The 25,420-nt window shown below is 45.4% G+C and carries 14 protein-coding genes, 1 pseudogene and 1 CRISPR repeat array; of the genes and pseudogenes, 6 read left to right on the top strand and 9 right to left on the bottom strand.

The window, feature by feature from the left end; translation table 11 throughout:
• Positions 1-36: 36 nt before the first annotated feature.
• The 7 genes from ABXJ76_RS07325 to ABXJ76_RS07295 form a co-directional block, all read right to left on the bottom strand.
• Positions 37-552, bottom strand: a complete 516-nt coding sequence (locus tag ABXJ76_RS07325; RefSeq protein WP_432745606.1) for a transcriptional repressor — start codon at positions 550-552, stop codon at positions 37-39.
• 311 nt (positions 553-863) lie between these two features.
• Positions 864-1,703, bottom strand: a complete 840-nt coding sequence (locus tag ABXJ76_RS07320; RefSeq protein ID WP_432745604.1) for a hypothetical protein — start codon at positions 1,701-1,703, stop codon at positions 864-866.
• Positions 1,704-2,095: 392 nt separating this feature from the next.
• Positions 2,096-3,406, bottom strand: a complete 1,311-nt coding sequence (gene rimO / locus ABXJ76_RS07315) for a 30S ribosomal protein S12 methylthiotransferase RimO (RefSeq protein ID WP_432745602.1) — start codon at positions 3,404-3,406, stop codon at positions 2,096-2,098.
• A 60-nt stretch (positions 3,407-3,466) separates the two neighbouring features.
• Entirely contained in the window at positions 3,467-4,336 is an 870-nt protein-coding gene (locus tag ABXJ76_RS07310; RefSeq protein WP_432745600.1) for a thermonuclease family protein, read from the bottom strand.
• A 165-nt stretch (positions 4,337-4,501) separates the two neighbouring features.
• The gene (locus ABXJ76_RS07305) at positions 4,502-7,921 is read right to left on the bottom strand and encodes an NAD-glutamate dehydrogenase domain-containing protein (RefSeq protein WP_432745598.1); all 3,420 of its coding nucleotides are present in this window, start codon (positions 7,919-7,921) and stop codon (positions 4,502-4,504) included.
• Between the two features lie 146 nt (positions 7,922-8,067).
• Positions 8,068-8,493: an ATP-binding protein gene (locus ABXJ76_RS07300; protein WP_432745596.1), complete on the bottom strand. Its 426-nt coding sequence runs from the start codon at positions 8,491-8,493 to the stop codon at positions 8,068-8,070.
• Positions 8,494-8,502: 9 nt separating this feature from the next.
• Positions 8,503-8,841, bottom strand: a complete 339-nt coding sequence (locus ABXJ76_RS07295) for an STAS domain-containing protein (protein WP_432745594.1) — start codon at positions 8,839-8,841, stop codon at positions 8,503-8,505.
• Positions 8,842-9,212: 371 nt separating this feature from the next.
• Here ABXJ76_RS07295 and ABXJ76_RS07290 point away from each other — a divergent pair, with 371 nt between their 5' ends.
• The 6 genes from ABXJ76_RS07290 (at position 9,213) to cas6f (ending at position 16,316) form a co-directional block, all read left to right on the top strand.
• On the top strand, positions 9,213-9,383 hold the full coding sequence (locus ABXJ76_RS07290) for a hypothetical protein (protein WP_432745592.1): 171 nt from the start codon (positions 9,213-9,215) through the stop codon (positions 9,381-9,383).
• A 106-nt stretch (positions 9,384-9,489) separates the two neighbouring features.
• On the top strand, positions 9,490-10,437 hold the full coding sequence (gene cas1f / locus ABXJ76_RS07285) for a type I-F CRISPR-associated endonuclease Cas1f (protein WP_432745590.1): 948 nt from the start codon (positions 9,490-9,492) through the stop codon (positions 10,435-10,437).
• Positions 10,434-13,400 carry a CRISPR-associated endonuclease Cas3'' gene (locus ABXJ76_RS07280; protein ID WP_432745588.1) on the top strand — a complete coding sequence of 989 codons (2,967 nt, stop codon included), beginning with the start codon at positions 10,434-10,436 and terminating at the stop codon, positions 13,398-13,400. Before cas1f ends, ABXJ76_RS07280 begins: the two co-directional genes overlap by 4 nt.
• A gap of 371 nt (positions 13,401-13,771) precedes the next feature.
• Positions 13,772-14,719, top strand: coding sequence for a type I-Fv CRISPR-associated protein Cas7fv (cas7fv, locus tag ABXJ76_RS07275; protein WP_432745587.1), 948 nt, complete (start codon positions 13,772-13,774; stop codon positions 14,717-14,719).
• Between the two features lie 8 nt (positions 14,720-14,727).
• Complete coding sequence (cas5fv, locus tag ABXJ76_RS07270) at positions 14,728-15,765, top strand: type I-Fv CRISPR-associated protein Cas5fv (RefSeq protein ID WP_432745585.1); 1,038 nt, start codon at positions 14,728-14,730, stop codon at positions 15,763-15,765.
• Positions 15,765-16,316: a type I-F CRISPR-associated endoribonuclease Cas6/Csy4 gene (gene cas6f / locus ABXJ76_RS07265; RefSeq protein ID WP_432745583.1), complete on the top strand. Its 552-nt coding sequence runs from the start codon at positions 15,765-15,767 to the stop codon at positions 16,314-16,316. Before cas5fv ends, cas6f begins: the two co-directional genes overlap by 1 nt.
• A gap of 130 nt (positions 16,317-16,446) precedes the next feature.
• Positions 16,447-22,476: a CRISPR direct-repeat array (repeat unit 28 nt; unit sequence GTTCACTGCCGCACAGGCAGCTTAGAAA).
• Positions 22,477-22,493: 17 nt separating this feature from the next.
• Here cas6f and miaA read toward each other — a convergent pair.
• Positions 22,494-23,429 (bottom strand): annotated as a pseudogene (miaA, locus tag ABXJ76_RS07260) (tRNA (adenosine(37)-N6)-dimethylallyltransferase MiaA); the annotation flags it as partial.
• A 56-nt stretch (positions 23,430-23,485) separates the two neighbouring features.
• Positions 23,486-25,348: a DNA mismatch repair endonuclease MutL gene (gene mutL, locus ABXJ76_RS07255; RefSeq protein WP_432745581.1), complete on the bottom strand. Its 1,863-nt coding sequence runs from the start codon at positions 25,346-25,348 to the stop codon at positions 23,486-23,488.
• Positions 25,349-25,420: the final 72 nt, after the last annotated feature.

Genomic DNA, 25,420 nt, shown 5'->3' with positions numbered 1-25,420 from the left:
ATCAGTAAGCCTGACTGCTTTTAAAAAAGAACAGGATCAGTGTTGCTCTCCAGCCATGGTTTGCGCGCATTTTGCGCATATCCCGTGAATTTCGATGGCCTTGCTGTGGACAATGAAATCGGCCTGTTTGATTTCCTGAGATAGCGCCTGCATGACTTCCGGTGCTGAGCGTTCCTCTACTTCCTGACAGTTATTGCAGATCAATAGCAACTGCTCATGCTGATGGGCGGAACAACGGCAACCGACAAAGGCATTGAGGCTCTCGACCCGATGAATCAGGCCCTGTTCGATCAAAAAATCCAGGGCGCGATAAATCGTCGCCGGTTTTGCCGCATCCATCTGCGGCTTAAGCCGATCCAATAATTCGTAAGCTTTAACGGCTTTATGATTTTCCCAGATCAATTCCAGCACTTGATGGCGTATCGGCGTTAATTGCACCCCGCGTACTACGCACAAATGCTCTGCAGTGCCTAATGCCTCGCTGACACATTTTTTATGATCGTGTCCTGAAGAATGGAGAGGATTAGCGCTTACTTCGACAGGTGTATTCATTACAAAAACCGTTTAGCTGAAATCGAGAGTTACGTTATAACATTCATCGGAGATTGTCAATCTAGTTGTCGCCTCGACGGCTAAATCTTACTTTGATTTGTGCTCTGAATAATCACCTCCTTGGAAGCCTCTTTTTTGTTTAGATCTTGTCTGGGTTAAGGTGAACTACTTGGATTTTTTGCCAATTACGGGAACTTCCGCTCCAGCGTAACAATGTTGAGCATAAACAACATATTTACTCTACTTGATTACTTTTTGCTGTTTCGAGGGTAGGCACAATAGCTAAACATTATTGCTATAGCATTGTAATATCAGAGGATCACCGCATCGTTCCGCACAATCACTAACGGCACCATATTTATACCAATCCAGTTCCGCGTGACTGATGGGTCAGCGCCGGAAGCCACGAGCAGTGCAAAAATCGAGTACATACCAGCCGATTCGGTATTTTTGAATGCGTATTGAATACTTTGCCCCAATGTACTGGATAGACTGAATGTGGAATTTTGCGAAATCCCGATATCACGCGCGATAGGTATGAGCCCCTCCTTTAGGCTGTTCACTCCGCCGTCCGTTACCCACGTAAATGACCGGTTATTTTCTGGCGGAATAACACCAAAATAAACGTCGCCTTTGAACGGCGTTCCCACAAACGCTCCCGGAAACGAGATGGTGGCATTGAAATAATAGGTCGATGTAGGAAAGTACTGACCGATACCTGCGCTAAAAATTTCAGAACCAAATTCATCAACAATGCTGACAGAGATAATTGGCGGGGATGTCATCCTCTCTTTGAAAGATAGAATGTATTGCTGCATAGGCGAATATGCATCCCGATCCGTAAGTTTCCTCAGATACATCCTTTCGGGTATTCCAGTCTGGTACATCCTTTCGGGTATTCCAGTCTGGAGTGGCATCAAAAACGAATGAGCAGGTATTATTATCAAACTAGGCGCCACACCTTTCTCTACCTTGGCGATACTTCCTTCGATGATAAGTTCTTGGTCTGTAATTAGTAACGATTGATCCTTGCTCGGCACAAAGATGACGATAGAATCGGCCGCTATTGCTGGATTCTCAGCCACTGAACTGGCATTAACAAATGATGGAAATGTCAGTAAAAGTATTAGCACATATAATATTTTTTTCATTTAAAAAACCTCTTTCACTCGCTTAAATTAGAAGGGTTTAATGGAAACAGCGGCTGCACTCAAAAAGTAACATCCTAACTACGCCGCCATGTAGTGACTATATCAACGATTCTTAAATAAACAAGCCGTTGTTACTAAAAATCCTCAACTTAACAATAATATACAAATATCTCAGCAAAAAAGACATGTGTATGTTTACTTAAAACCGCATAATAAATATCAACATGCGGGTGCGTAAAACGGGCTAAGAAAATCGAAATTTAAATTATTCGAAAGATGGGTTTCAGTTACTCCTCTACCCATCTTACTGAACTATGAGTCTCAATATAATGCAACAAGCAATGTATTAACGCTGCATCTGCCCCGGTTAAATTATCGACGCCCTGCAAGCCCTAAACCAAGCGCCCCCACAAATCATAGTCATCGGCTTCTTCCAGCTCGACATCGACAAAATCGCCGACTTTCAGATGCGTCGCGCCATCGATAAACACCTGCCCGTCGATTTCCGGCGCATCGGCTTTGCTTCGTGCCACCGCGCCCTCTTCGACCACTTCATCGATCAGTACGGTTTCGATTCGGCCTATGCGTTGCTGCAAACGCGCCGCGCTGATTTCTGCCTGATGCGCCATAAATCGCGCCAGGCGTTCCTGCTTGACGTCTTCGGGAACCGGGTCGGGCAAGTCATTGGCCACCGCGCCTTTGACCGGCGAATAAGCAAAGCAGCCGACTCTGTCCAGTTGCGCTTCGCTCATAAAATCCAGCAACTGTTCGAATTCCTGCTCGGTTTCGCCGGGAAAGCCAACGATAAAGGTGCTGCGCAAAGTTATATCGGGACAGATTTCGCGCCAGGCTTTAATGCGCTCCAGATTATTCTCGCTGGCTGCCGGACGCTTCATTAATTTAAGAATACGGCTGTTGGCGTGTTGAAACGGTATGTCCAGATAAGGCAAGATTTTGCCCTCGGCCATTAACGGGATCACTTCATCCACATGCGGATACGGGTACACATAATGCATCCTGACCCAGATGCCCAAGTCGCCCAGCGCCTCGGCTAAATCGTAAAAACGGGTTTTAACCGAACGACCTTTCCAGTACTTGCTTTGATATTTTAAATCCAAGCCATAGGCGCTGGTATCTTGCGACACCACCAGCAATTCCTTTACCCCGGCATTAGCCAGACGTTGGGCTTCCAGCATCACATCATCAATCGGCCTGCTGACCAGATCGCCGCGCATTGATGGGATAATACAGAAGGTACAACGATGATTGCAGCCTTCGGAAATCTTCAAATAGGCATAATGCCGGGGCGTCAGTTTGATGCCTTGCGGCGGTACTAGGCTGATAAACGGATCATGTGGAGGCGGCAAATGCTCATGCACAGCAGCCACAACTTCTTCCAGGGCGTGAGCGCCGGTCACTTTTAACACTTGCGGATGACGCGCCCTGATTTCATCTTCCCTGGAGCCCAAACAGCCGGTCACGATGACCTTGCCGTTTTGGGCCAGCGCTTCGCCGATGCTGTCCAGCGATTCTTCAACCGCCGCATCAATAAAGCCGCAGGTATTCACCACGACTAAATCGGCGTCCTGATAAGTCGGCGAAATGGTGTAACCCTCTGAACGCAGCTTGGTTAATATTCTTTCGCTATCGACCAGGGCTTTGGGGCAACCCAAACTAATAAAACCAATTTGTGGGGCAGTCATTTAAATCTCAGTTAATGGTAAAGCGCGTTAGTTTATAGGAGTGGTCGCTTGAATAAAAATTTAAAATACGGTATTCGTCTTAATCGCGCTCGGATGACGAATCAGCATCGACAAATGCCCCTTGCTTTTGCTCAGCCAGCCGCGCACTTCGACGGTTTTTCCCAAATAGCTATTCACATCGGGAAATAAATCCAGCCATTTGCGCTCGATACGCGCTTCAAATGCGTCGGAAAACTCCAGATAAACCGACTTTCGAGTCGTACGCACATTAACCACCTTCCCTAGCAAACGCGTCCAGCCCGGATGTCCGGCTTCGGTAAGACGGCTGACCGGTAGCGGGGCATATTCAGGCCGCCCCCAGATACCCAGCTTGGCAAGCTCGGCCTGATCCTGAGCTTTAACCAACTCATTGACATAAAGCAGATTAGGCGGATAAATACTGACCGCAGCCAAACCCGCCTCGACCAGTTGCAAATTTATATGCTGCTTTGTTTCGGTGAACAAATGCGCCAAGGTTCTGCCGTATTTATCGGTTTTTTCCGCGTTGATTTCGAGGCGGACTTTGGTGTTTTTCAGTGTATCGATCAACCACTGCTTGGCCTCGTCGCCGCCCGCATCGGCCGGTTTATTCCGATGCTGAACCTCGGGCGTATTGATGCCCAAAAAGCGGATTTTGCGCCCATCCTCCAACACTACGGTATCGCCATCGTAAACCGTTTTGACCCGGTAAAAATCATGGCCCGGTTTTATATCGAGTTTTTTTGCCTCGGCAACCGGACACTCGGTCGCATCGGTTCCCGACCGATTGCGACACTTCCACCCTCCCTGGCGATCGGAAAAATGCTTGCTGCCGTCCGCATTCTGCCATTGATAAATTTCCGCGTTAACCCAGCCGGGTAAACATAACCATAAAACCAGTAAAATTCTCATGAGCCTGTCTGTGTGATGATTAAGGTGACAATCTAGCTAAAACAGGAGGGTCTATCTGTTGCCTGGAGCACAGGCTTCGCTTGTTATGCAAGCAAAGCTTGCACTCCTGCTCAATCCCATTCGGAGCCAGCTTCGTTTTTACAATTGATACTTTCAAGAATAGCCTTATACATCACCATAAACTAAATGCTCCAGCTCCTTAGTCAGGGCGATATAGGGAAACAAGTTAACCTGCAATCGGTTGTTAATTTCCTGATAAATCCGCCGGTACCGGTTGATTTTTTGTTGTTGGTCTTGCTGTTCGAAGTAATCGGTACAAGTTTCAACGTTGTTTGCCAGGATGGCCTTAAGCACACGACCTGTGGCTCGCTTCATCTCTTCTTGCAATTCGTTCCGTACTTTTCGCTCCCAGTAATCGTGCATCGGCATCTTTGCCAACTGTTCATTGATCGCTACCAAGCCCAGATAACCGGTGATTTCATTGAACAGTTTCAGGGTGGCGACAAAATCCTGCGAGGTTTCGGCGGATAATGAAACAATCAGCGGAAAATCATTGAGACTGGATATAAACACCAGGCGTAACGCCAGCAGCTCGGGAATGCCGTCTTGCCGATATTGCGCCAGTTGTTCGGCAAACCCGGTGTACTCACTGTTAAAATACTGTTCATAGTCTTTTAAATGACGGCTATAGCAATCGATGATCTGTTCATTCGGTCGAATTTTTCTCCCCTGCATCAAGGCCCAACGACAAAAACCGACCAGCGTATTTTCCAGCTGCAGCAATAGCCGGTATTGCTCGTCGGCGGCTATGTTATTGTCAAGCGCACTAATCGTCTGCCGCAATGCGTCGCCGTCTAAAACCCGATCGAAGGTCAGATAACAGGTGACATGATCCAGGATATTTGCGCTATCGACATCCAGACTTAAAAATCCGCAACCGGCCTGATTGATGATTTTATTGCTAATCAAGGTTGCTTTAATTTCATGGGCCAAGGGGTGAGCAGACAGATAGTTTGGATACTGTTTGCTAACCAACTCAGGAAAATAAGCCTGTAAATAACAGTTACAGCATTCTTCCTGCAATAAAGCGGATTGCTGCTGTATTAACTGGGTCAGGTACATTTTGCTGGCCGCCATCAATACGGCAAATTCGGGCCGGGTTATCATTTGTCCGGGTCGGGACATAACTTCTTTAGTTTGCGGAAAGCATACAACCGCCCTATCGAAAAAATCGGCTGCTTCCAAACGTTCGGCCAGCTGCAAATAAACAGCCGAATCTTCTGTGCAACGTAATTGTTCCAAAGATAAACAAAGACTTTGGTCTATATTATCGGCCAACACCAACCGGCAAACATCCTGGGTCATACTGATAAATAACGGCTGATAATCAGCAATCCGGTTTTTCTTTTGCAGACCGACCAGAAAGATTTTTAAATTCACTTCATGATCGGACGTATCGACGCCCGCCGAATTATCGACCGCATCGGTGTTAATGCGCCCTCCCCTCAAACTGTATTCGATACGCGCTTTTTGGGTGAAGCCCAAATTAGCGCCTTCGCCGACCACACTGGCGCCCAGATCGACTGCATTCACTCGCACATTATCATTTGCCCGGTCGCCTACTTCTTCGTGTCTTTCGCTGCTGGCTTTTACGTAAGTGCCGATACCGCCCAACCATAATAATTCCACCGGAGCCATCAGCAAGTAACGAATCAGGGATTCGCCATCCAGCGATTTGTAACGTAGGCCTAACCATTTTTTCAACTCAGGCGATAGCGGAATATCTTTGGCCGATCTTAGATAAACACCGCCGCCTGCTGAAATCAGCGTACGCTCATAATCATTCCAACTGGAACCCGGCAACTCAAATAATCGCTTACGTTCATTAAAAGCAGCCTCGCTATCGGACGGATTAGGATCGATAAAAATATGCTGTCCGCTAAAAGCCGCCTTTAGCCGGATAAACGGCGACAACAACATGCCGTTACCGAACACATCGCCATCCATGCTGCCGATACCGACGACCGTAAAGGCTTCGTTTTGTATGTCTTTGCCTACAGGACGTAGGTAAGGGGCGTGAGTAGGAGCGGAAGCTTTGCCTACAGGACGCAGGTAAGATCTGTCAGCGGAAGCGTTGCTCATTTCCCGAAAATGGCGTTTTACACATTCCCAAGCACCGCGCGCCGTAATACCCAGCGCTTTATGGTCATAACCATAAGAGCCGCCGCTGGCAAAGGCATCGCCCAGCCAGAACTGATATTCTGCCGAAATGGCATTGGCAATATCGGAAAACTGCGCGGTGCCTTTATCGGCCGCCACCACCAGATAGGGATCGGGATCGTCGTAACTGACAATGTTGTGCGGCTTGGCAACCTTGTCGTCGATATAATTGTCGGTTAAATCCAGCAAACCGCGTATCAAGGTAAGATAGGCTTTTTTGCCTGCCTCCCTCGTTGCCAAACTGGATGACTTTGAACCATTCTTTTTAACAACAAATCCGCCCTTGGCACCGGTCGGGATAATCAGCGCATTTTTACTAACCTGGGTTTGCATCAACCCCAGAATTTCGGTTCTGAAATCATCGGGACGATCCGACCAACGGATACCGCCACGGGAAATCTTACCGCTACGTAAATGTATGCCTTCCATATCGACCGCATGAACATAAATCTCATTTTGCGGCTTGGGTGAGGGCATATCGATAATGCCCAGACTGTTAATTTTAAAGGCGATGAAATAGTCCGCCAAACCGCGACGCAGATGAAAATTACAGCGCATGGTCGCATCAATCAGGTTAAACAGGGTACGCAAAATGCGGTCATCATTAATATCGGAAACCGAGTCGATGCTTTCCAGCAAGTGCAATCGTAGCGGAAATACAACCTGCTCTTCCCTGATCGCCGGATCATCCCAATCAGGATTCAGCCTAAAGCGCAGTTCAAAGTAATTAAACAAGCCTAGCGCAACCGGCGGATTATTAAGCAAAGCATGATGTACGCTGGCGCGGGTCGTTTGGTGTCCCAGTTGTAAATAATAATTTCGGTAAGCCCTGAGTACATCGATTTCCTGCCAGGTCATGCCGGTCAGAACACACAGCTTGTTCAGCGCATCGTTTTCGACCTTCCCATCCATCATCACTTGAATGGTTTCCAGCATCCGACTTCTTAACTGGGTGAATGAAGCGTACTGGCTTTTTGCCGCCTTGATGATGAAGCTTTTGATAAACAAGGTAATGCCATCGACCGTAACCGAAAACTGCACCTGATCCACCACCCTTAAATGCATGTTTTCCAGAACCGGAATATATTCGTCCAGATAACGGGGTTGTCGACCATAAAAATGCAGCCGATAATGATCGACTCTCTTGCAGGGATTAAGCAGGCTAATGCGTTGCTCGTGTGACGCTAAGATCCGCTCAAGGTTCAGCATATCTTTTAGTGCATAACGCGGCGAAACCAACGCCTGATATTCGGCTGAAAACGCGGCATGGTATTTTTGCCACAGTTGTCGGCCGCTTGCTGCGCCCAAAGCTCTTTCAGCGATACGCTGTAAGGCAATCGGCCAATTTTGGGTTTGTCTTCTCAATGGCTTATCCACCTGTCACTATTCAGCAGTAAAAAACACTCGAACCGCTCCATGCATCGCCTAAAGCGCGTACCTTTAGTGTTCTACCCCATCCGTCGTTAATGGATTTAATCTATCGTGGGCGCGAATTTATTCGCGCAGTAAAGTCAACTCAGATATTTTATAATTTCCAACACATTACAATCGCCCTGCCGGGTATAGGTAACCGAATCCATCAAAGTACGGATAAAAAATATACCCATACCGCCTTCTTGAGGATGCTCAAAATCCGGTAACGGCACCGATTCCAGATCAAAGCCCTGACCGTGATCGTACACCTTGATATTCAGCTCATTTTCATGGATATGAATAGATACTCTGACGGTGTCTTTCGGGTTGCCAAAGTTTGCATGTTTGATCGCGTTAACTGTCGCTTCCGTTAACACCAGATTTAAATGATATGCCAACGCTTCCCGGTCACCGGAGTAATCATCCAATTCTTTCGCGATATGCTCACCGATACTTCCGATCAAATCCAGATATTTGGTCTGCGTCGGAATGATTACCTCTACCTGAATAACCGAATTACACATACATAACCTCTATGTTTCACTATCAAAAGCTTCATTTAAATCGGCATAGATTTCAAATATCCTGTTTAAGCGGGTCAACTCAAACATCGATAATACCTGTTGCTGCAAGTTAGTGATAACCAACTTGCCCGACTTGGCCGCTGCATTTTTATGGCCCGACAGTAACGCGCCCAAACCGGAGCTATCAATAAAACGGACTTGTTCCAGCTGGACAATAATATTAATTTCACCCTGCTCTATCAGACGCAAAATAGTTTCCTTTAATTCACCTGAATTATGCGCATCTATCCTTTCTTCCTTAATAAAAAGGACAGTACAACCATTTGTTTTTTGCAGAGTTAAATTCATTGGTTTTTCTTGAAAGTGATAAATAGTTAAAACAAAACCTGTAGTCGAATCATAGCACCATAAACAATTTTAGAAATCTATTATCCTAGAAAAATCAATTGACCCGCGAAAGAAAAGACACGAAAAACACGAAAATACGTAAAGAGCGTCCAAACTGTAGTTTGTAGAGAAGACTAACGGTCCACTCCAAGCAGCCGTATGACAAGAAAATTACAGCTTTGTCAGAATTAGAAAATTACCCATTATTAAGAACTTCTAAACCAAAACCTTCGCAATACCACCATTTATTTTTAAATCTTTTTAAATCAATTAGCTGGCTATAATGGTAATTATTCACACTGCCTATAAGAACCCATCTCCTTGGCACAAACATGATAGACTTTTTACAGCCATGTAAGGCAGAAGAGGATAAATTGGTGGGAGCCATGAATCACATTTACCTGAAACGGCATGATCCAGACAAGAACCTGCACCTGTTTTACCAGATGTATGTTACGCCGGGCATTCGGTTACTGATTCGAGAATCGGGCAGAGCAGATTAAATTGAAAACTTCACACTTAAAAATTGAATCCACGGCTTTCTGATTTTCAAACTCAGATTAAAAAGCAGTGTCTATCAATTTTTAATCACAATAAGGAAAGTGGTTAATGGAACAATTGTCAGATTTAAAAGCTATATTGCATTCTAAACGAGCCAATATTTTTTACCTGGAAAAATGCCGGGTCATGCAAAAAGATGGTCGCGTACTCTATCTCACCGAAGAGCAAAACGAAAAACAATACTGGAATATTCCCATTGCCAATACCACCTGTATTTTATTAGGAACAGGCACATCCATTACTCAAACCGCTGTGAGAATGCTTGCGTCAGCTGGCGTGTTAATTGGTTTTAGTGGCGGCGGCGGAACCCCATTGATAGCCGCCAACGAAATAGAATGGCTCTCACCACAAAGTGAATACCGGCCAACAGAATATGTGCAAGGCTGGATGTCTTTTTGGTTTGAACAAGAAAAACGCCTCAAGGTTGCCAAGCAATTTCAACAACAACGGCTGGGCTATATGCAGAAAATATGGGGCAAAGATCGCGACTTACAAAACGAAGGATTCACCACAGAAGACCCCGATATAAAACAAGCACTAAACTTGTTTTCCTCAAAAATAGCAGACTGTTCTGACGTCACTAATTTACTATTAGTCGAAGCACAGCTTACCAAATCTCTCTACAAAATAGCTGCCAATCGCACCAAACAAAAAGACTTTATCCGTCAGCATGACAGCATAGATGATGCTAATGCCTTTTTAAATCACGGTAACTATTTAGCCTATGGACTGGCTGCCACCACGCTTTGGGTGCTAGGCATACCGCATGGTTTTGCCGTGATGCACGGCAAAACCAGACGAGGTGCTTTAGTGTTTGATGTCGCCGATTTAATCAAAGATACCTTAATACTGCCCTGGGCTTTTATCTGTGCCAAAGAACAAGCCACCGAACAAGAATTTCGCCAACAATGCCTACAAAACTTCACTGAACATAAAGCACTAGACTTTATGTTTGAAGTGGTAAAACAAGCCAGTTTAGAAGGTAAAGATTTATGATGGTCACCTTCGTCGCACAATGCGAACACAAAGCCCTGAACAGAACTCGCCGCGTACTCGACGCTTTTGCCAACCGCATCGGTAGTAGAACCTGGCAAACTGTGATTACCGAAGAGGGCTTGCAAGCAGTTAAAAAACTACTACGCCATACAGCGACTAAGAACACAGCGGTTTCTTGTCATTGGATCAGAAGCCGTAGCCGTAGTGAGTTTTTATGGGTGGTTGGCAGTAAAAATGAATTTAACACCCAAGGCATTGTGCCAGTGAATTACACCAATCAAATAGATGCACTAAAAATGGATGAAATAAACGTGAAGATTGAAAATTATTATGCAAATACCAAGAAACAAGCGTTAGATCAGCATTTATTTTCCGTTGGCTATACGGCTTATCAATTGATCAAACGGCTGGTTGATGATGACAAGCTTGCCGTTGCGGTTTTTCATGCAGGTTGCTTGCATGATGTCGGTAAAATAGACCCACTTTTTCAAAACTGGATTCTGGAAAAAACCAAGAAGAAGCTGATAGATGAATTACCTGATGAAGGTCAACATATTGATAAAACATCTGGCAATGGCTGGTTTGAAAAACACCCAAGGCATAATGAAATCTCCTTATTGCTGTATCAATTGGTGAAAGACAAAGGCAATATCAACCCAGAAAATATTGATCGCATTTTGCATACTATTTACTGGCATCATGCCAAGCCGATTCGCAAAAAGGATTTGGATAATCTTTATAGTATCCATGACAAATTAGAAACGAACTTAACAGCAGAGCAATTAAGGGATTTAACGCACGCCTTTAACCCATTAATTTCCGCAATCAATACACTGTCTAACAATTTCTCTGCTGAAGAACTTCCCACACTATCGGCCTCTATTCATGCCATGACAGATGAGCAAGCCTACAGCTTTAAAAAAACAGAACTGCCTAAATACAAAGATTACTTTGAATCGGATAACTTAAAAAATTATCGAGACAGCATCTTATGCAATGCCAAAAACAACCTAGCTAGAACTGCGCTTGTCACAGCCGACAGGCTTATTTCAGCATTAAGCAGCGAAGCATTAAACGCCTATATTGAAGAAGAAACGCTAGACACGATATTAGATGAAAAATTGCTACAAGAGCGTGGTTTAAGCCGAGCTATTCAAGACTGCCTTTCAGGGTTTGCAAAAGATTCAACCAATAACGAACGAAATCAACGCCAAGCCACAGCCGCCACAGAATTAACCGATGAAGACATCTCAGTTGGCGTGCTCAGTGGCCCGGCAGGATGCGGTAAAACTAAAATAGCCTTGGAATGGGCCGTAAAAACAAACGTTAAAAAAATCATTTGGATTTGCCCTCGCGTACAAGTCTGCCAAGGTTTGTTTAATGATTTAGCTGCACCTGATTATTTACCCAATGCCAAGATAGAAATTAATACCGGTGAATTCAAACAAATGCGCCAATTTGGCAATGATCCGGAAGAAACACCCGAAGGGCAGAGTTTTTCAGGTGATATAGTCATCACCACCATAGATCAAATCAGCAATGCCATAATCACCCATCGCCAAATAGATACTTTAGTGGATTATATGAATGCGCATGTGGTATTTGATGAATATCACGAATACATCAATATGCCCGCGTTTAATTTGCTGTTTGCCGAATTAGTGGAATGCAAAAAATTACAAGGCAATAACGCCAAAGCCTTATTAGTCTCCGCGACACCGAATTACTATTTTATTGAAAATTTATTAGGTTTAAAAAGGAGTTATGTTGTGGGTATTGAAAGCTTCAATCAAAGCCAATATTTACTTTCATTCCCTACATTCGAAGAGAAAAATAAAGATGAAAACAATCCGTTATACCAAAGCCAAAGCCAAACTAAAAATACCTTTGTTATCAGTAATACAGCTACTACCGCGCAACTAAGTTTTATTAAAAACCAAAGCACTGAAAATGCACTGTTATTTCATGGAAAATATAAGAAATCAGACAAACAAAAAACGTTTAATGCGGTTGTTGATAGCTTTAATAAAGAAGGTACTCAACAATACGATATTTTGCGTAGCGGCCCGATTGTACAAGCCTCGCTTAATATCACTTGCGACAAAATGATCACAGAATTTACCCATGCAGAAAACTGGTTACAACGACTCGGGCGACTGGATCGGTTTGGCAAAAATATAAACGTTAATAAATATATTACCGCTATTCCTGAATCCTTAGCCGTTGGTGGCAAACAGATCAGTGCCTGTGCGAAGTTTTTAGATAGTCTGCATAGCTTACAAAGTGCCAAAGCATGGCGAGAATTTTTAAACGCAGAATTAACAGAAAATCAGCCCGTTACTCTGGCTCAGATATATCAGTTATATGAACAATTTTACGCTAACGACACGCATCAACTAGCCATTGAAGAGGATTTGAAAAAAGCCTTAAATCAGAGCGTAAAGGTTATCAATTACCGATTACTTGATCCTGTCTCCATGCCACCTAAAAAATCACCCAAAGATGGCAAGGTAAAAATTAAAAAACAATCCTTACGAGGAGATACCCGCTTTGTACAAATGGCGGTGTGTACTATCCATAGTTTTGATAAGGTGGAATTTGAAAATGACTATATTTGTAACACAGCAGACCCAGATGATGCTTTAACCTTACCGCTTCGCGATATAGAAGGTAGTTTTGGCGAACATAAAAAAAGTGATCATGACTTATTGGCTTTTATGTATCAAAAAGACCATAAAATACAGACGGTTAAAAGTGGGGAAACTATCAAGCAAAAACACTCGACCAATATTATTAGGAATGAAGCGCGTGATTCTGAAACGCCTATTTATGTGAGTTACACAGATGAAGATTTAGCTCTGTGCAATGATACAGCAAACGAGTATGCCATTTATTACGCTAAAGGCATTAATGGTCAAGCCATAGGGGCTATTGCTTTAAATAGATTAAAACCGAAAGAATAACTGTCGTTCCGATGCTCCTGCGTCACGGCCATTAAGCGGATTAGACAAAATAATGGCTAATGTGGGGGCGACTTTAGTCGCCCCCACAACCATATCATGTCTTAGCTTAATGGCAGTGATGCTCTTGCATTCTGGTTCCCAAGGAAACCGTGGGAACCAGAATGCACTGCCTGTTCGGCAGTAAAAAATTAGAACATAGTTTTCTAAGCTACTTTTTCAGTAGTCATGCAATATTTTACGCAATAGCAAATAACAGTGAATGATTAAATGTAGAACATAGTGGTTTTTTTATTTTTTAGCGCTATAATCTAACTTCTAACATAATTCAGATGTCTGATTTTTTAAATAATGTATCAACAGGAACCCTAATAATGGAAAAAGTAACTGGAATTAAAAGCGTAGACTTCAAAATTAAAGCATTAGGACATGGCGTAGTGAATTGGAATGGGCCAACCACCTTAACAGGTGATGGTGGCAAAACGGTTGATAATCACACTTTGCCAAAATTACGCGGTTATACAAACTTAACAGGTAAAGAAAAAGAAGGCACAGGCTATAAATATAAGAAGGAAGCCACAGATATTGATTTTAAAAAAACACCGCTCTATATAAGCCAAAACTGTATTCGTCATCACTTATTTAGAGACCAAGCGTTTGACTTACATTATGCGGGCGATAAAAACCTGCAACAGGTTTTAGCATCATTCACTGGTTTAATACGTGGTTACGTTGTGCCCTCTAGTCAATGTAAACGAACCAGTCCCTTATTAATGGAAGATTTTGTTGACCAATTAGGCAATGGTAATTTTGAACAATTTGGTCAGGCAGGTGAGCGTGATAGCTCCTCATTTTTTTCCAAAACCACCTTTGGCGATACGGAATACATCTCCTACGGTTCAATTAGTGTAGAGCAATTACAATTTATTTCCTTAGATAAAAAATTTGACCGTGCATCAATGGTGATTAAAGAAGGGCAAGGTGAAGAAGTTGCAACGGCTGTACAAACTTTTATCCAGTCACTTAATCCGAAGTTAAACCCTAAAGCCACTTTCCACACTAACTATGTGCGTAAAGGCACTATTTTTGAAGAAGGTGAAACGGGGATTTTATTAAACAATGATGCGATTCAAACCTTAATTGAATACGCACTCAGCATGATTGCTGAATTATCCATACGCCAAGCCAAATCCTATATGTATGTAGATGAAATAGTAGTGGATTACAATGATAGCCCAAAAATGATGCGGATTAAGCACAGCGAAGGCTCTATTGCTGTGCAGCCAGAATCAGAGTACGCGACCTATTTTTACGCAAAATAGAGGTTGTTATGAAAATCACTATTGAATACGAATCCAGTTGGCGTAATTCATTTCTTGATGGCAGTAATAATGAAACTTTGCCGAAACAAGGGCGTAAATTTATTGGCTCAATGACCAGTTTGCAAAAAACCGAAAACTTTATCAAACGAGAAGTATCTCTTGATACTGTAATGGGTATTTTAAATCGTTTGATTGGCGACCAAAGAAAGCTATATCAAGCCAGAAATGAAGAAAAACATGGTAGTTATTATTTTAAAAAGCTTGAACCGCTAATTACATTTAAAGATAAGCCAACAAGAATTAATGATAATGAAGTGACTTATATCAGAAACATGACGGGCAGTACCGATCAAAATTCATTTACCGGCATTATCAAGGTCCAAGACCCCGTTTTTTTATCCGATTATTCACCTGAATTTTGGGGCGTCCTAGCCTTGGATTTTAATGAGCTTTGTCAGTTTATTGTTGAAAACAATAAAGTCGATAAAATCATTCCACTTGATCCAATTAGTATTATTTCAAAACTGGAAGTTTTAGATAAAGAAAAGCCTATTATCAATGAAGGCATGGCTAATCAGGCTTTGCAAGTTTTGAATCAACACTTCCCTGATGCCAATTATCTGAGTAATAAAGGCGATATTTTCCCTATCATGTTTTATTGCTCTTCTCTGTATTTGCAGTTGGAGCGTCTCAAAGATAGGTTTGACAACATTGACACCGCTAAAACCAAAAGCGGCTCAATCAGCGGTATATCAAAGCGCGGGTTTACTAAAAAAGACTTTATGAACCGTTTTACTACAGGGGATAAAAAGAAGATTTGGGGAAATCCTTATATTCGTAAAGAGCGGGTAAAAGGTGTGGGTGAAATTGCTTATTTTATGACTAAAGCCAGTGGTCAGTTAGAAATTGAAATTGATATAGATCGAGACAAAGCCAAAGAAATTAAATCCATGATTGAATATGCTGGCGTATCCAGTTTTTATCTAGGCAAAAAAGGCTTGGCTTATGTGTCTGATATTGAAACGAAACCCAGCAAGGCGGACTAATGGATCATTATATTGATATAAAAATTAAACCTGATGCTGAAATGCGCGAAAATGTATTGCTTAATAAGGTCTATAGTAAGCTTCATAAGGCGTTATCTTCATTGAAATCGACTGATATTGGTGTTAGTTTTCCAAAATATAAAGTTCTACTCGGTGATGTTCTACGTGTCCATGGCACTGAAATCAAACTATCAGAATTGCAAGATACAGAATGGTTAGGCGGCTTAGTTGGGTATTGTGAACTAACACCAATAAAAGAAATCCCAGAGGGTGTGACTTATAGAACAATCTCACGTATACAAGCGAATATGACCGAAGCTAAACTGAGGCGATTAGTGAACCGAGGAACAATATCCCCAGAAGAAATAAAGCAATATAAAGCCAAAATGTTTAACCGAGGTCTTGATAATCCTTATCTTGAATTAGAAAGCGTATCGAATGGGCATAAACATCGTCGATATTTAGTTTTTGGAGATAAAACAGCAGAAGCAACAACAGGTAAATTTGACTTTTTTGGTTTAAGCAAGACGTCCACGATTCCTTGGTTTTAACCTTTATTTTTTAGCTCTTTAAAAATATAACTAAATCATATAGTTACAGAACGGCTGAGTTTTTTTGGTAAAACATGAAAAATTAAGCTAAGTATTTGTTGTAACTAAATTTTTAAGCTTTAAACTTGAGGTTCACTGCCGCACAGGCAGCTTAGAAAATCCCATCCAATAACGTCAAGCTGATTTTTATGTTCACTGCCGCACAGGCAGCTTAGAAATAGCATCGATGACTGGACAGATAGCAGCGGCTGTTCACTGCCGCACAGGCAGCTTAGAAATGTAATACCGGATTTGGTTAGTTTTATTTTAAGTTCACTGCCGCACAGGCAGCTTAGAAAAGATGATTATATGCTAAGCAAGGGAATGTTGAGTTCACTGCCGCACAGGCAGCTTAGAAAATTATCAGGGAACAAAGACTTTTTTAATAAAAGTTCACTGCCGCACAGGCAGCTTAGAAAACGAAATTGGACGGCATATTGTCTTCGGCCCAGTTCACTGCCGCACAGGCAGCTTAGAAAGGCGTATTTACCTATCAACTGGAAAAAGGACTGTTCACTGCCGCACAGGCAGCTTAGAAACATCACGCTTTTTTTATGCCGGCATCTGCGGAGTTCACTGCCGCACAGGCAGCTTAGAAATTAATGATGGGCAAAGAAGCGGATTACCTGAAGTTCACTGCCGCACAGGCAGCTTAGAAATTTTTGCAATGGATACATTAGGTCTATTTGAAGTTCACTGCCGCACAGGCAGCTTAGAAAAATCAAAGTGCTTTTCATGTACACCGGCGTAAGTTCACTGCCGCACAGGCAGCTTAGAAAACCGACTGTAGCACTCCGTGCAGCAGCGCCCAGTTCACTGCCGCACAGGCAGCTTAGAAAATGCATACGTTGAGCAAAAGAAGCGTAACTATGTTCACTGCCGCACAGGCAGCTTAGAAACTTGGATAGCGCATGTTCAACTGCACGTTATCGTTCACTGCCGCACAGGCAGCTTAGAAATCAGTTAGGTTCAGTGATAGGATGTGGAAACAGTTCACTGCCGCACAGGCAGCTTAGAAAAAGTCGCCGCGTAAGTAAGCTGCAATTATTTTGTTCACTGCCGCACAGGCAGCTTAGAAACCCATTACAATCACTAGCCGAGCTATGCAAACGTTCACTGCCGCACAGGCAGCTTAGAAAAGCTAACAGGTATTTTAAAGCGTGGTTTAATAGTTCACTGCCGCACAGGCAGCTTAGAAAGTTCTTTTGACTGGGGATCATCACATCCTTTTGTTCACTGCCGCACAGGCAGCTTAGAAAAGAAATGAAATTGGATTTGGACAAAAGTATATGTTCACTGCCGCACAGGCAGCTTAGAAACTAGATTGAAATTTGGCGGAGCATCTATTGATGGTTCACTGCCGCACAGGCAGCTTAGAAACGATAATGGTGTGCGGCTCGCCGACGCCCAAGGTTCACTGCCGCACAGGCAGCTTAGAAAAAAAATTACTCAACGGTGACGCGCGAATTCGAGTTCACTGCCGCACAGGCAGCTTAGAAATGCACGTTGCACAGCGATTCATGTTTACGCACGTTCACTGCCGCACAGGCAGCTTAGAAAGTTATTGCGTAAGCTGGGCCCTTGTTGCCAATGTTCACTGCCGCACAGGCAGCTTAGAAAGCGTGTGTCGACGGTTCTGCAGCTCTTGCTGCGTTCACTGCCGCACAGGCAGCTTAGAAACATTATTACAGCTAATATTTTTTGATCATCTAGTTCACTGCCGCACAGGCAGCTTAGAAAGAAAATGTCCGGGCCACAGTCTGACAAAGACGGTTCACTGCCGCACAGGCAGCTTAGAAAAACTAAAGGCGCTGCTGCCGGGAATGCGCGTAGTTCACTGCCGCACAGGCAGCTTAGAAATTTTTTGGATACGCGCACCTTGCGTGAGGTTTGTTCACTGCCGCACAGGCAGCTTAGAAATGTACCCCCTCTACCCCCTCTTATTTTCCCTAGTTCACTGCCGCACAGGCAGCTTAGAAATTGAGCATGGCTTATCTGAACATACTGATGCCTGTTCACTGCCGCACAGGCAGCTTAGAAATGACCCGCAAAGGCATCAACAATCATGGCGCCGTTCACTGCCGCACAGGCAGCTTAGAAAGATATGACAACCGCCGTTGATTGTGATTCATTGTTCACTGCCGCACAGGCAGCTTAGAAATGAGAGCGATAACTCTCTGCACAATCTGTTTCGTTCACTGCCGCACAGGCAGCTTAGAAAAATCAATACATCGGCCAAAATATCCGCGTCCTGTTCACTGCCGCACAGGCAGCTTAGAAATGTTGGTGAACTATCCACCCAAAGTAGCGGTAGTTCACTGCCGCACAGGCAGCTTAGAAACCACATCAGACAGAGATTATATTGGGTTGCCAGTTCACTGCCGCACAGGCAGCTTAGAAAACAATTACACCGACTGCGGGTGCTGGTGGCGCGTTCACTGCCGCACAGGCAGCTTAGAAAAATTGTCGGCGGCTCACAAACCGTTGCTGGCGGTTCACTGCCGCACAGGCAGCTTAGAAAGATATAGGCGTTAATGTCAGTGGGAATAGCGGGTTCACTGCCGCACAGGCAGCTTAGAAATGTTGATGTTCCTGCGGCGCTCGCTGCTCCTGGTTCACTGCCGCACAGGCAGCTTAGAAAACAGACATTTTATTTACCCACCCACATAAGCGGTTCACTGCCGCACAGGCAGCTTAGAAAAGTTGATTGAGTCTAAATAGGCAGCCTTTTCAGTTCACTGCCGCACAGGCAGCTTAGAAAGCTCACGCACCTGCGATGCCTGCTCATGTTTAGTTCACTGCCGCACAGGCAGCTTAGAAAGTTAAAAAAGACACCCATAAAACCTCCTGATTGTTCACTGCCGCACAGGCAGCTTAGAAAAAACACCACGAGTGCCAATATAATTTCAAGCAGTTCACTGCCGCACAGGCAGCTTAGAAATTTCTTTCGACTTTAGCCGCCTTATTGTCGGTGTTCACTGCCGCACAGGCAGCTTAGAAAGATTCCCCGTATAAATATAGCGCGACGAGGATGTTCACTGCCGCACAGGCAGCTTAGAAACAAAGCAATGAATGCAAACATGATCCGTAAGAGTTCACTGCCGCACAGGCAGCTTAGAAAATCTGCTCGCTCATGGCGATGCCGCTCGCTACGTTCACTGCCGCACAGGCAGCTTAGAAAGCTAGGTGGGCAGTTGTTGCGCGAACTGCTCCGTTCACTGCCGCACAGGCAGCTTAGAAAAACAACGACCTGACTCCCGGCCCCGGCAATGAGTTCACTGCCGCACAGGCAGCTTAGAAAAAACATATCAACCTGCAGCCGTTTGCGTTGTTGTTCACTGCCGCACAGGCAGCTTAGAAATACTGTCGTTTTTCAATTACAGCCCCGGCTAAGTTCACTGCCGCACAGGCAGCTTAGAAAGGAGTCAAGCCTTGTTTGAAGCGAATGTTAAAGTTCACTGCCGCACAGGCAGCTTAGAAAATTTATAGTCAATCCTGTTGCATCTGCCCCAAGTTCACTGCCGCACAGGCAGCTTAGAAAGAAAATCTCGCGATTCGACGGCGACCACCAAAGTTCACTGCCGCACAGGCAGCTTAGAAAGAATCATCAAAACTGGTCACTGGAAAATGTTAGTTCACTGCCGCACAGGCAGCTTAGAAATGGCGTATCCAATCCGTAATGACTATCCATTAGTTCACTGCCGCACAGGCAGCTTAGAAAATTCAATGCCGAAATTAATGCACTATCTTCGTGTTCACTGCCGCACAGGCAGCTTAGAAATGTCGTGGCCTACTTTCAATCGCTCAATCTCCGTTCACTGCCGCACAGGCAGCTTAGAAAATTGAACAGTTAAAAGAAAGGCTCCAGGTTTCGTTCACTGCCGCACAGGCAGCTTAGAAAACGAAAACAAATATGTCGGCAAAACTGACTTAGTTCACTGCCGCACAGGCAGCTTAGAAATTGGCCGTAAACCCATCATTACCAACAAACGCGTTCACTGCCGCACAGGCAGCTTAGAAAGCGTCAGTAAAAAACTTGTCATAGTAGGTTTCGTTCACTGCCGCACAGGCAGCTTAGAAAAATACATTTGACAAATTCGGCATCAATGCCCCGTTCACTGCCGCACAGGCAGCTTAGAAAGCTTGGCAACTAAATAGGTGGTGATACTGACTGTTCACTGCCGCACAGGCAGCTTAGAAATCCAATGTTTGTCCAAATTCTCTACCCAATGAGTTCACTGCCGCACAGGCAGCTTAGAAATTAACAGAATACTAAGAGCCACAACATGACTAGTTCACTGCCGCACAGGCAGCTTAGAAATGTAGTATCGGCGTATGTCACTATAGCTCAGGGTTCACTGCCGCACAGGCAGCTTAGAAAAGCATGGCCTTATACCTGCATAGACTGGACTTGTTCACTGCCGCACAGGCAGCTTAGAAAAATATCTCAGCGGTATTGTCCATAACCGGCGAGTTCACTGCCGCACAGGCAGCTTAGAAAGGTGGTTATCGCGGCGGCGGCGGGTTGGCTGAGTTCACTGCCGCACAGGCAGCTTAGAAAATAACTCGCTTCCATGTCATTCTTCTTAATCCGTTCACTGCCGCACAGGCAGCTTAGAAAAGTCTATAACGCGCAATGCAAAACTTTCGGCAGTTCACTGCCGCACAGGCAGCTTAGAAAAGTACCGGCTATCGGGAAGGCTTTTTCGGTGAGTTCACTGCCGCACAGGCAGCTTAGAAATCCGTTGGCAACAGTGGCATAGTCAGTTGACCGTTCACTGCCGCACAGGCAGCTTAGAAAAAAATATTACGGATCAGGCTCAGTTTTGCCAGGTTCACTGCCGCACAGGCAGCTTAGAAATCAATCATCAGCGTGAGTTAAACCGCTGGTACGTTCACTGCCGCACAGGCAGCTTAGAAAGATACAGTGAGCAGCCGCCACAAGTTTTAATAGTTCACTGCCGCACAGGCAGCTTAGAAATGTATATCCTCACAATCAGCACGGCCAATAACGTTCACTGCCGCACAGGCAGCTTAGAAATCTATGTGATCTGGTTTCGAGTATAAAACCGTGTTCACTGCCGCACAGGCAGCTTAGAAATCTTCGCATTCCTCGGCACCCATTGACAGCCCGTTCACTGCCGCACAGGCAGCTTAGAAAGTATCCTGCCGAACACATCACCTTCCGCAGTCGTTCACTGCCGCACAGGCAGCTTAGAAAGTTTTTTTAGTGATAAATTGCGCCGCACTTGCGTTCACTGCCGCACAGGCAGCTTAGAAAGCAAAATAGCTGCGTGATCGGGTTTCCACATTGTTCACTGCCGCACAGGCAGCTTAGAAATTGGGTATTATCCACCAGCTCTGCCCGTCCTCGTTCACTGCCGCACAGGCAGCTTAGAAAAGGTAGATTTGAACGTGTTGCCGACGATGGCGGTTCACTGCCGCACAGGCAGCTTAGAAACAACACATACGCTGCCATATGAGGGCGAGATCGTTCACTGCCGCACAGGCAGCTTAGAAAGTCCAACCGCGAGATCTACGGCATTAGCGGCAGTTCACTGCCGCACAGGCAGCTTAGAAATGTGCCTTGCGTGTCGCTTCGGCTTCAATGCTGTTCACTGCCGCACAGGCAGCTTAGAAAACTAAAGCACGGTCAACTTCGATAGTGCCGCCGTTCACTGCCGCACAGGCAGCTTAGAAATCTTCCATCCCTGCGCATAATTTCATTAGCATGTTCACTGCCGCACAGGCAGCTTAGAAAATTTCCGCTTTGTGCTCATTCAGCGTCTTAATGTTCACTGCCGCACAGGCAGCTTAGAAAGCTCGATAATGCTGCTATGCCGTCGTTAATGCGTTCACTGCCGCACAGGCAGCTTAGAAAGCGTTAAATAATTGACCGGAATAAAAGAATACGTTCACTGCCGCACAGGCAGCTTAGAAATTCTTCTCGGCTGCCGCGTACCAGGCTAAAGCGTTCACTGCCGCACAGGCAGCTTAGAAAGCTGATTAGTGCGTCGATCATTTTTGTAATCCGTTCACTGCCGCACAGGCAGCTTAGAAAGGGTATGGTTGCCTGGAGCTGATGAAGTTTACGTTCACTGCCGCACAGGCAGCTTAGAATTACACACTGCTTCCCGACAGCTGACCATCAATTTCTGCCAACACTTTGGTTAATAAATCTTTCTGGCCGGTCTGGAAATTTGCCGCATCGGTTTCGCGGCGCAACCAGGTGAACTGGCGTTTGGCCAGTTGTCGGGTGGCAATAATGGCTTTTTCGGTTAGGGTGTCAAGGTCGTATTCGCTTTGCAGATACGACCAGGCTTGCCGATAACCGACGGCTCTGATCGACGGCATTTTGTCGGTTAAATCGCCTCGCTGATACAGTGCCGCGACTTCGTCGATAAAACCCTGCGCCAACATTTGCTTAAACCGCAGGGCAATAATGCCGTGCAATATGGCTCGGTCTTGCGGGGCGATAATCAGCTTTATTTTTTGATAGGGAATGTCTTGCGCCTGGGCTGCGGTAAAAAAAGACGTTAACGGTTTACCGCTGATTTCATAAACTTCCAGCGCGCGTTGTACGCGTTGCGGGTCGTTGGGGTGGATTCTTGCCGCCGCTTCCGGATCTATCCCGGCCAATCGCTGATGCAGCGCTTCTTTACCCAGTTGCGCCAAGTCCTGATCGAGTTTGGCCCGAATGGCTGGATCGGCTTCGGGCAATACGGCAAGACCGCTGTTCAGTACCTTAAAATACAACATGGTGCCGCCGACGACTATCGGGATTTTTCCGCGCCGGGTTATGTCGTCCATTAGCGCCAGCGCCTGTTTCCTGAACTGGCCGGTGGAATAGGCTTCTGCGGGATCGAGTATGTCGATCAAATGGTGCGGAATGCCGCCCCGTTCATCCATCGTGGGTTTGGCTGTGCCTATATCCATGCCTTTAAATACCAGGGCTGAATCGACGCTGATGATTTCGCCGTTAAGCGCCTGGGCGAGTTGTACCGATAGCGCAGTTTTTCCTGAGGCGGTAGGCCCCATCAGGAAAATAACGGGGGGACTGGGTTGAGTTTTCATAATTCAGGATTGGTTGATGTGGGCGACCGGCCGGATCGCCCCTACGGTATAGGAACTTATTGCCCACGCAAAAAGAATTTATCAAGCTCATGGGTCGATAATTCTATCCAGGTGGGTCTGCCGTGATTGCACTGCCCTATTCTTTCGGTTTGTTCCATATCCCGCAGCAGGGCGTTCATTTCATCGATGGTCAAGCGGCGGTGTGCGCGTACCGAGCCATGGCAAGCTACCTTGGACAAGATTTCATTGGACTTTTCCTGTATCCGTTGACTCATGCCGTGCTCGATCAGGTCGGCCAGCACATCGCGAATCAGGGTTTCCATATCGGTATTACCCAATAAAATAGGTATTGAACGCAGCACGATGGTTTCCGGCCCGGAACGATTAAGCTCAAAACCCAGGGTGTTGAAAAACGCCTGCTCGTCATCGGCTAAATCCGCTTCGGCGGCACTGACGGTTATTTTAATCGGCAGCAATAAGGGCTGACTGGGCACTGTACCCTGTTGATATTGCTGTTTTAGGCGCTCGTAGGTAACCCGCTCGTGCGCCGCATGGGTATCAACCAGGATGATGCCGTTGGGGGTTTCGGCCAATATGTAGATATTGTGCAGATGCGCGATGGCATGGCCTAGCGGCATGGCTTCCGGTTGCGTTGCGGGTAACATCCGCTCGGGTTTAGGATACAGCGAGGCATAGGCTTGAATGGCTTCTTCTACCTGTAACGGTAGTGATGCCTGCTGCGGCGGACTTGAACGGTATGACGGTTTAGCGTCAAAGCTGAATATGGATTGTCGGGGCACGTCCTGCCCAGGACTTTCAGGGACTGGATCAACCCAAGCCACATTGTTTATAGCGCCCGAAACAGAAGGTGTTTGCGGCGGCGATTCGGAATCCGGATGCCGGCTTGCACCGTGTCCCGGTCTTAGGTTTGCCAATGACCGATGCAGGGCCGAAAACAAAAAATCGTGCACCAGACGGCCTTCCCTGAATCGGACTTCCAGTTTTGCCGGATGGGCATTGACATCAACCAGCGTCGGATCGAGCGTCAGGTACAGCACGAAAACCGGATGCCGCCCGTGAAACAATACATCCTGATACGCTTGTTTAACGGCATGGGAAACCAGTTTATCCCTGACCAGTCTGCCGTTAACATAGAAAAACTGCATATCCTGCTGACTGCGGGAAAAGGTCGGCAAGCCAACCCAACCGGTCAATTGCAGCCCCGATGCTGCAAAATCGATGGTTACCGAATTTTCGATAAAAGCCGATCCGCAAATACCGGCAATGCGTTGCTGTTGCTCGCTGTCCGTTGCCGCCGGTTTTAGCGTGAGGATTTCCTTTTGATTGTGCGACAGGCTAAATCCAATATCGAAACGGCTCAGCGCCATGCGTTTGATCAAGGTTTCTATGTGAGCAAATTCGGTTTTTTCGGTTTTTAAAAATTTGCGTCTGGCCGGGGTGTTGTAAAACAGGTCGCGCACCTCAATGGTGGTGCCTTGCGGATGCGGATCGGGTTGCGGATTGAAATCCTGCTCAGTGCCGTCGGCATTCACGCGCCAGGCACAATCGTCATCGCTAATCCGTGAAATCAGCGTAAGCCTTGAAACCGAGCTGATGCTGGGCAAAGCCTCACCGCGAAAGCCCATGCTGACCACTTGTTCCAAATCTTTTAAGCTGGAAATTTTACTGGTCGCATGGCGGGACAAGGCTAATGGCAAATCTTCTTTGACGATGCCGCAGCCGTTATCCCTAATTTTTATCAGTCTTGAGCCGCCCTGCTCTATCTCGATAACGACCTGGCTGGCTCCCGCATCAAAGCAATTTTCAACCAGTTCTTTCACCACCGAAGAGGGTCTTTCGACAACTTCGCCAGCGGCAATCTGGTTAATCAGTTGAGTGGGGAGTGAATGGATACGCATCAGCAAGCCTAAAACAAATAACGTATTTTATATGACTGGGGGGGATTTTTCACACTTCCTTTTGACATCCTC

This window comes from Methylobacter arcticus (genome assembly GCF_050917435.1).
Taxonomy (GTDB): domain Bacteria; phylum Pseudomonadota; class Gammaproteobacteria; order Methylococcales; family Methylomonadaceae; genus Methylobacter_A; species Methylobacter_A titanis.
This window is presented reverse-complemented; position numbering and strand designations above follow the sequence as displayed.

What these genes read in the sequence shown, in the direction of transcription:
- ABXJ76_RS07325 (WP_432745606.1), bottom strand. Translation starts at nt 552, where the DNA reads ATGAATACACCTGTCGAAGTAAGCGCTAATCCTCTCCATTCTTCAGGA.
- ABXJ76_RS07320 (WP_432745604.1), bottom strand. Translation starts at nt 1,703, where the DNA reads ATGAAAAAAATATTATATGTGCTAATACTTTTACTGACATTTCCATCA.
- rimO (WP_432745602.1), bottom strand. Translation starts at nt 3,406, where the DNA reads ATGACTGCCCCACAAATTGGTTTTATTAGTTTGGGTTGCCCCAAAGCC.
- ABXJ76_RS07310 (WP_432745600.1), bottom strand. Translation starts at nt 4,336, where the DNA reads ATGAGAATTTTACTGGTTTTATGGTTATGTTTACCCGGCTGGGTTAAC.
- ABXJ76_RS07300 (WP_432745596.1), bottom strand. Translation starts at nt 8,493, where the DNA reads ATGTGTAATTCGGTTATTCAGGTAGAGGTAATCATTCCGACGCAGACC.
- ABXJ76_RS07295 (WP_432745594.1), bottom strand. Translation starts at nt 8,841, where the DNA reads ATGAATTTAACTCTGCAAAAAACAAATGGTTGTACTGTCCTTTTTATT.
- ABXJ76_RS07290 (WP_432745592.1), top strand. Translation starts at nt 9,213, where the DNA reads ATGATAGACTTTTTACAGCCATGTAAGGCAGAAGAGGATAAATTGGTG.
- cas1f (WP_432745590.1), top strand. Translation starts at nt 9,490, where the DNA reads ATGGAACAATTGTCAGATTTAAAAGCTATATTGCATTCTAAACGAGCC.
- ABXJ76_RS07280 (WP_432745588.1), top strand. Translation starts at nt 10,434, where the DNA reads ATGATGGTCACCTTCGTCGCACAATGCGAACACAAAGCCCTGAACAGA.
- cas7fv (WP_432745587.1), top strand. Translation starts at nt 13,772, where the DNA reads ATGGAAAAAGTAACTGGAATTAAAAGCGTAGACTTCAAAATTAAAGCA.
- cas5fv (WP_432745585.1), top strand. Translation starts at nt 14,728, where the DNA reads ATGAAAATCACTATTGAATACGAATCCAGTTGGCGTAATTCATTTCTT.
- cas6f (WP_432745583.1), top strand. Translation starts at nt 15,765, where the DNA reads ATGGATCATTATATTGATATAAAAATTAAACCTGATGCTGAAATGCGC.
- mutL (WP_432745581.1), bottom strand. Translation starts at nt 25,348, where the DNA reads ATGCGTATCCATTCACTCCCCACTCAACTGATTAACCAGATTGCCGCT.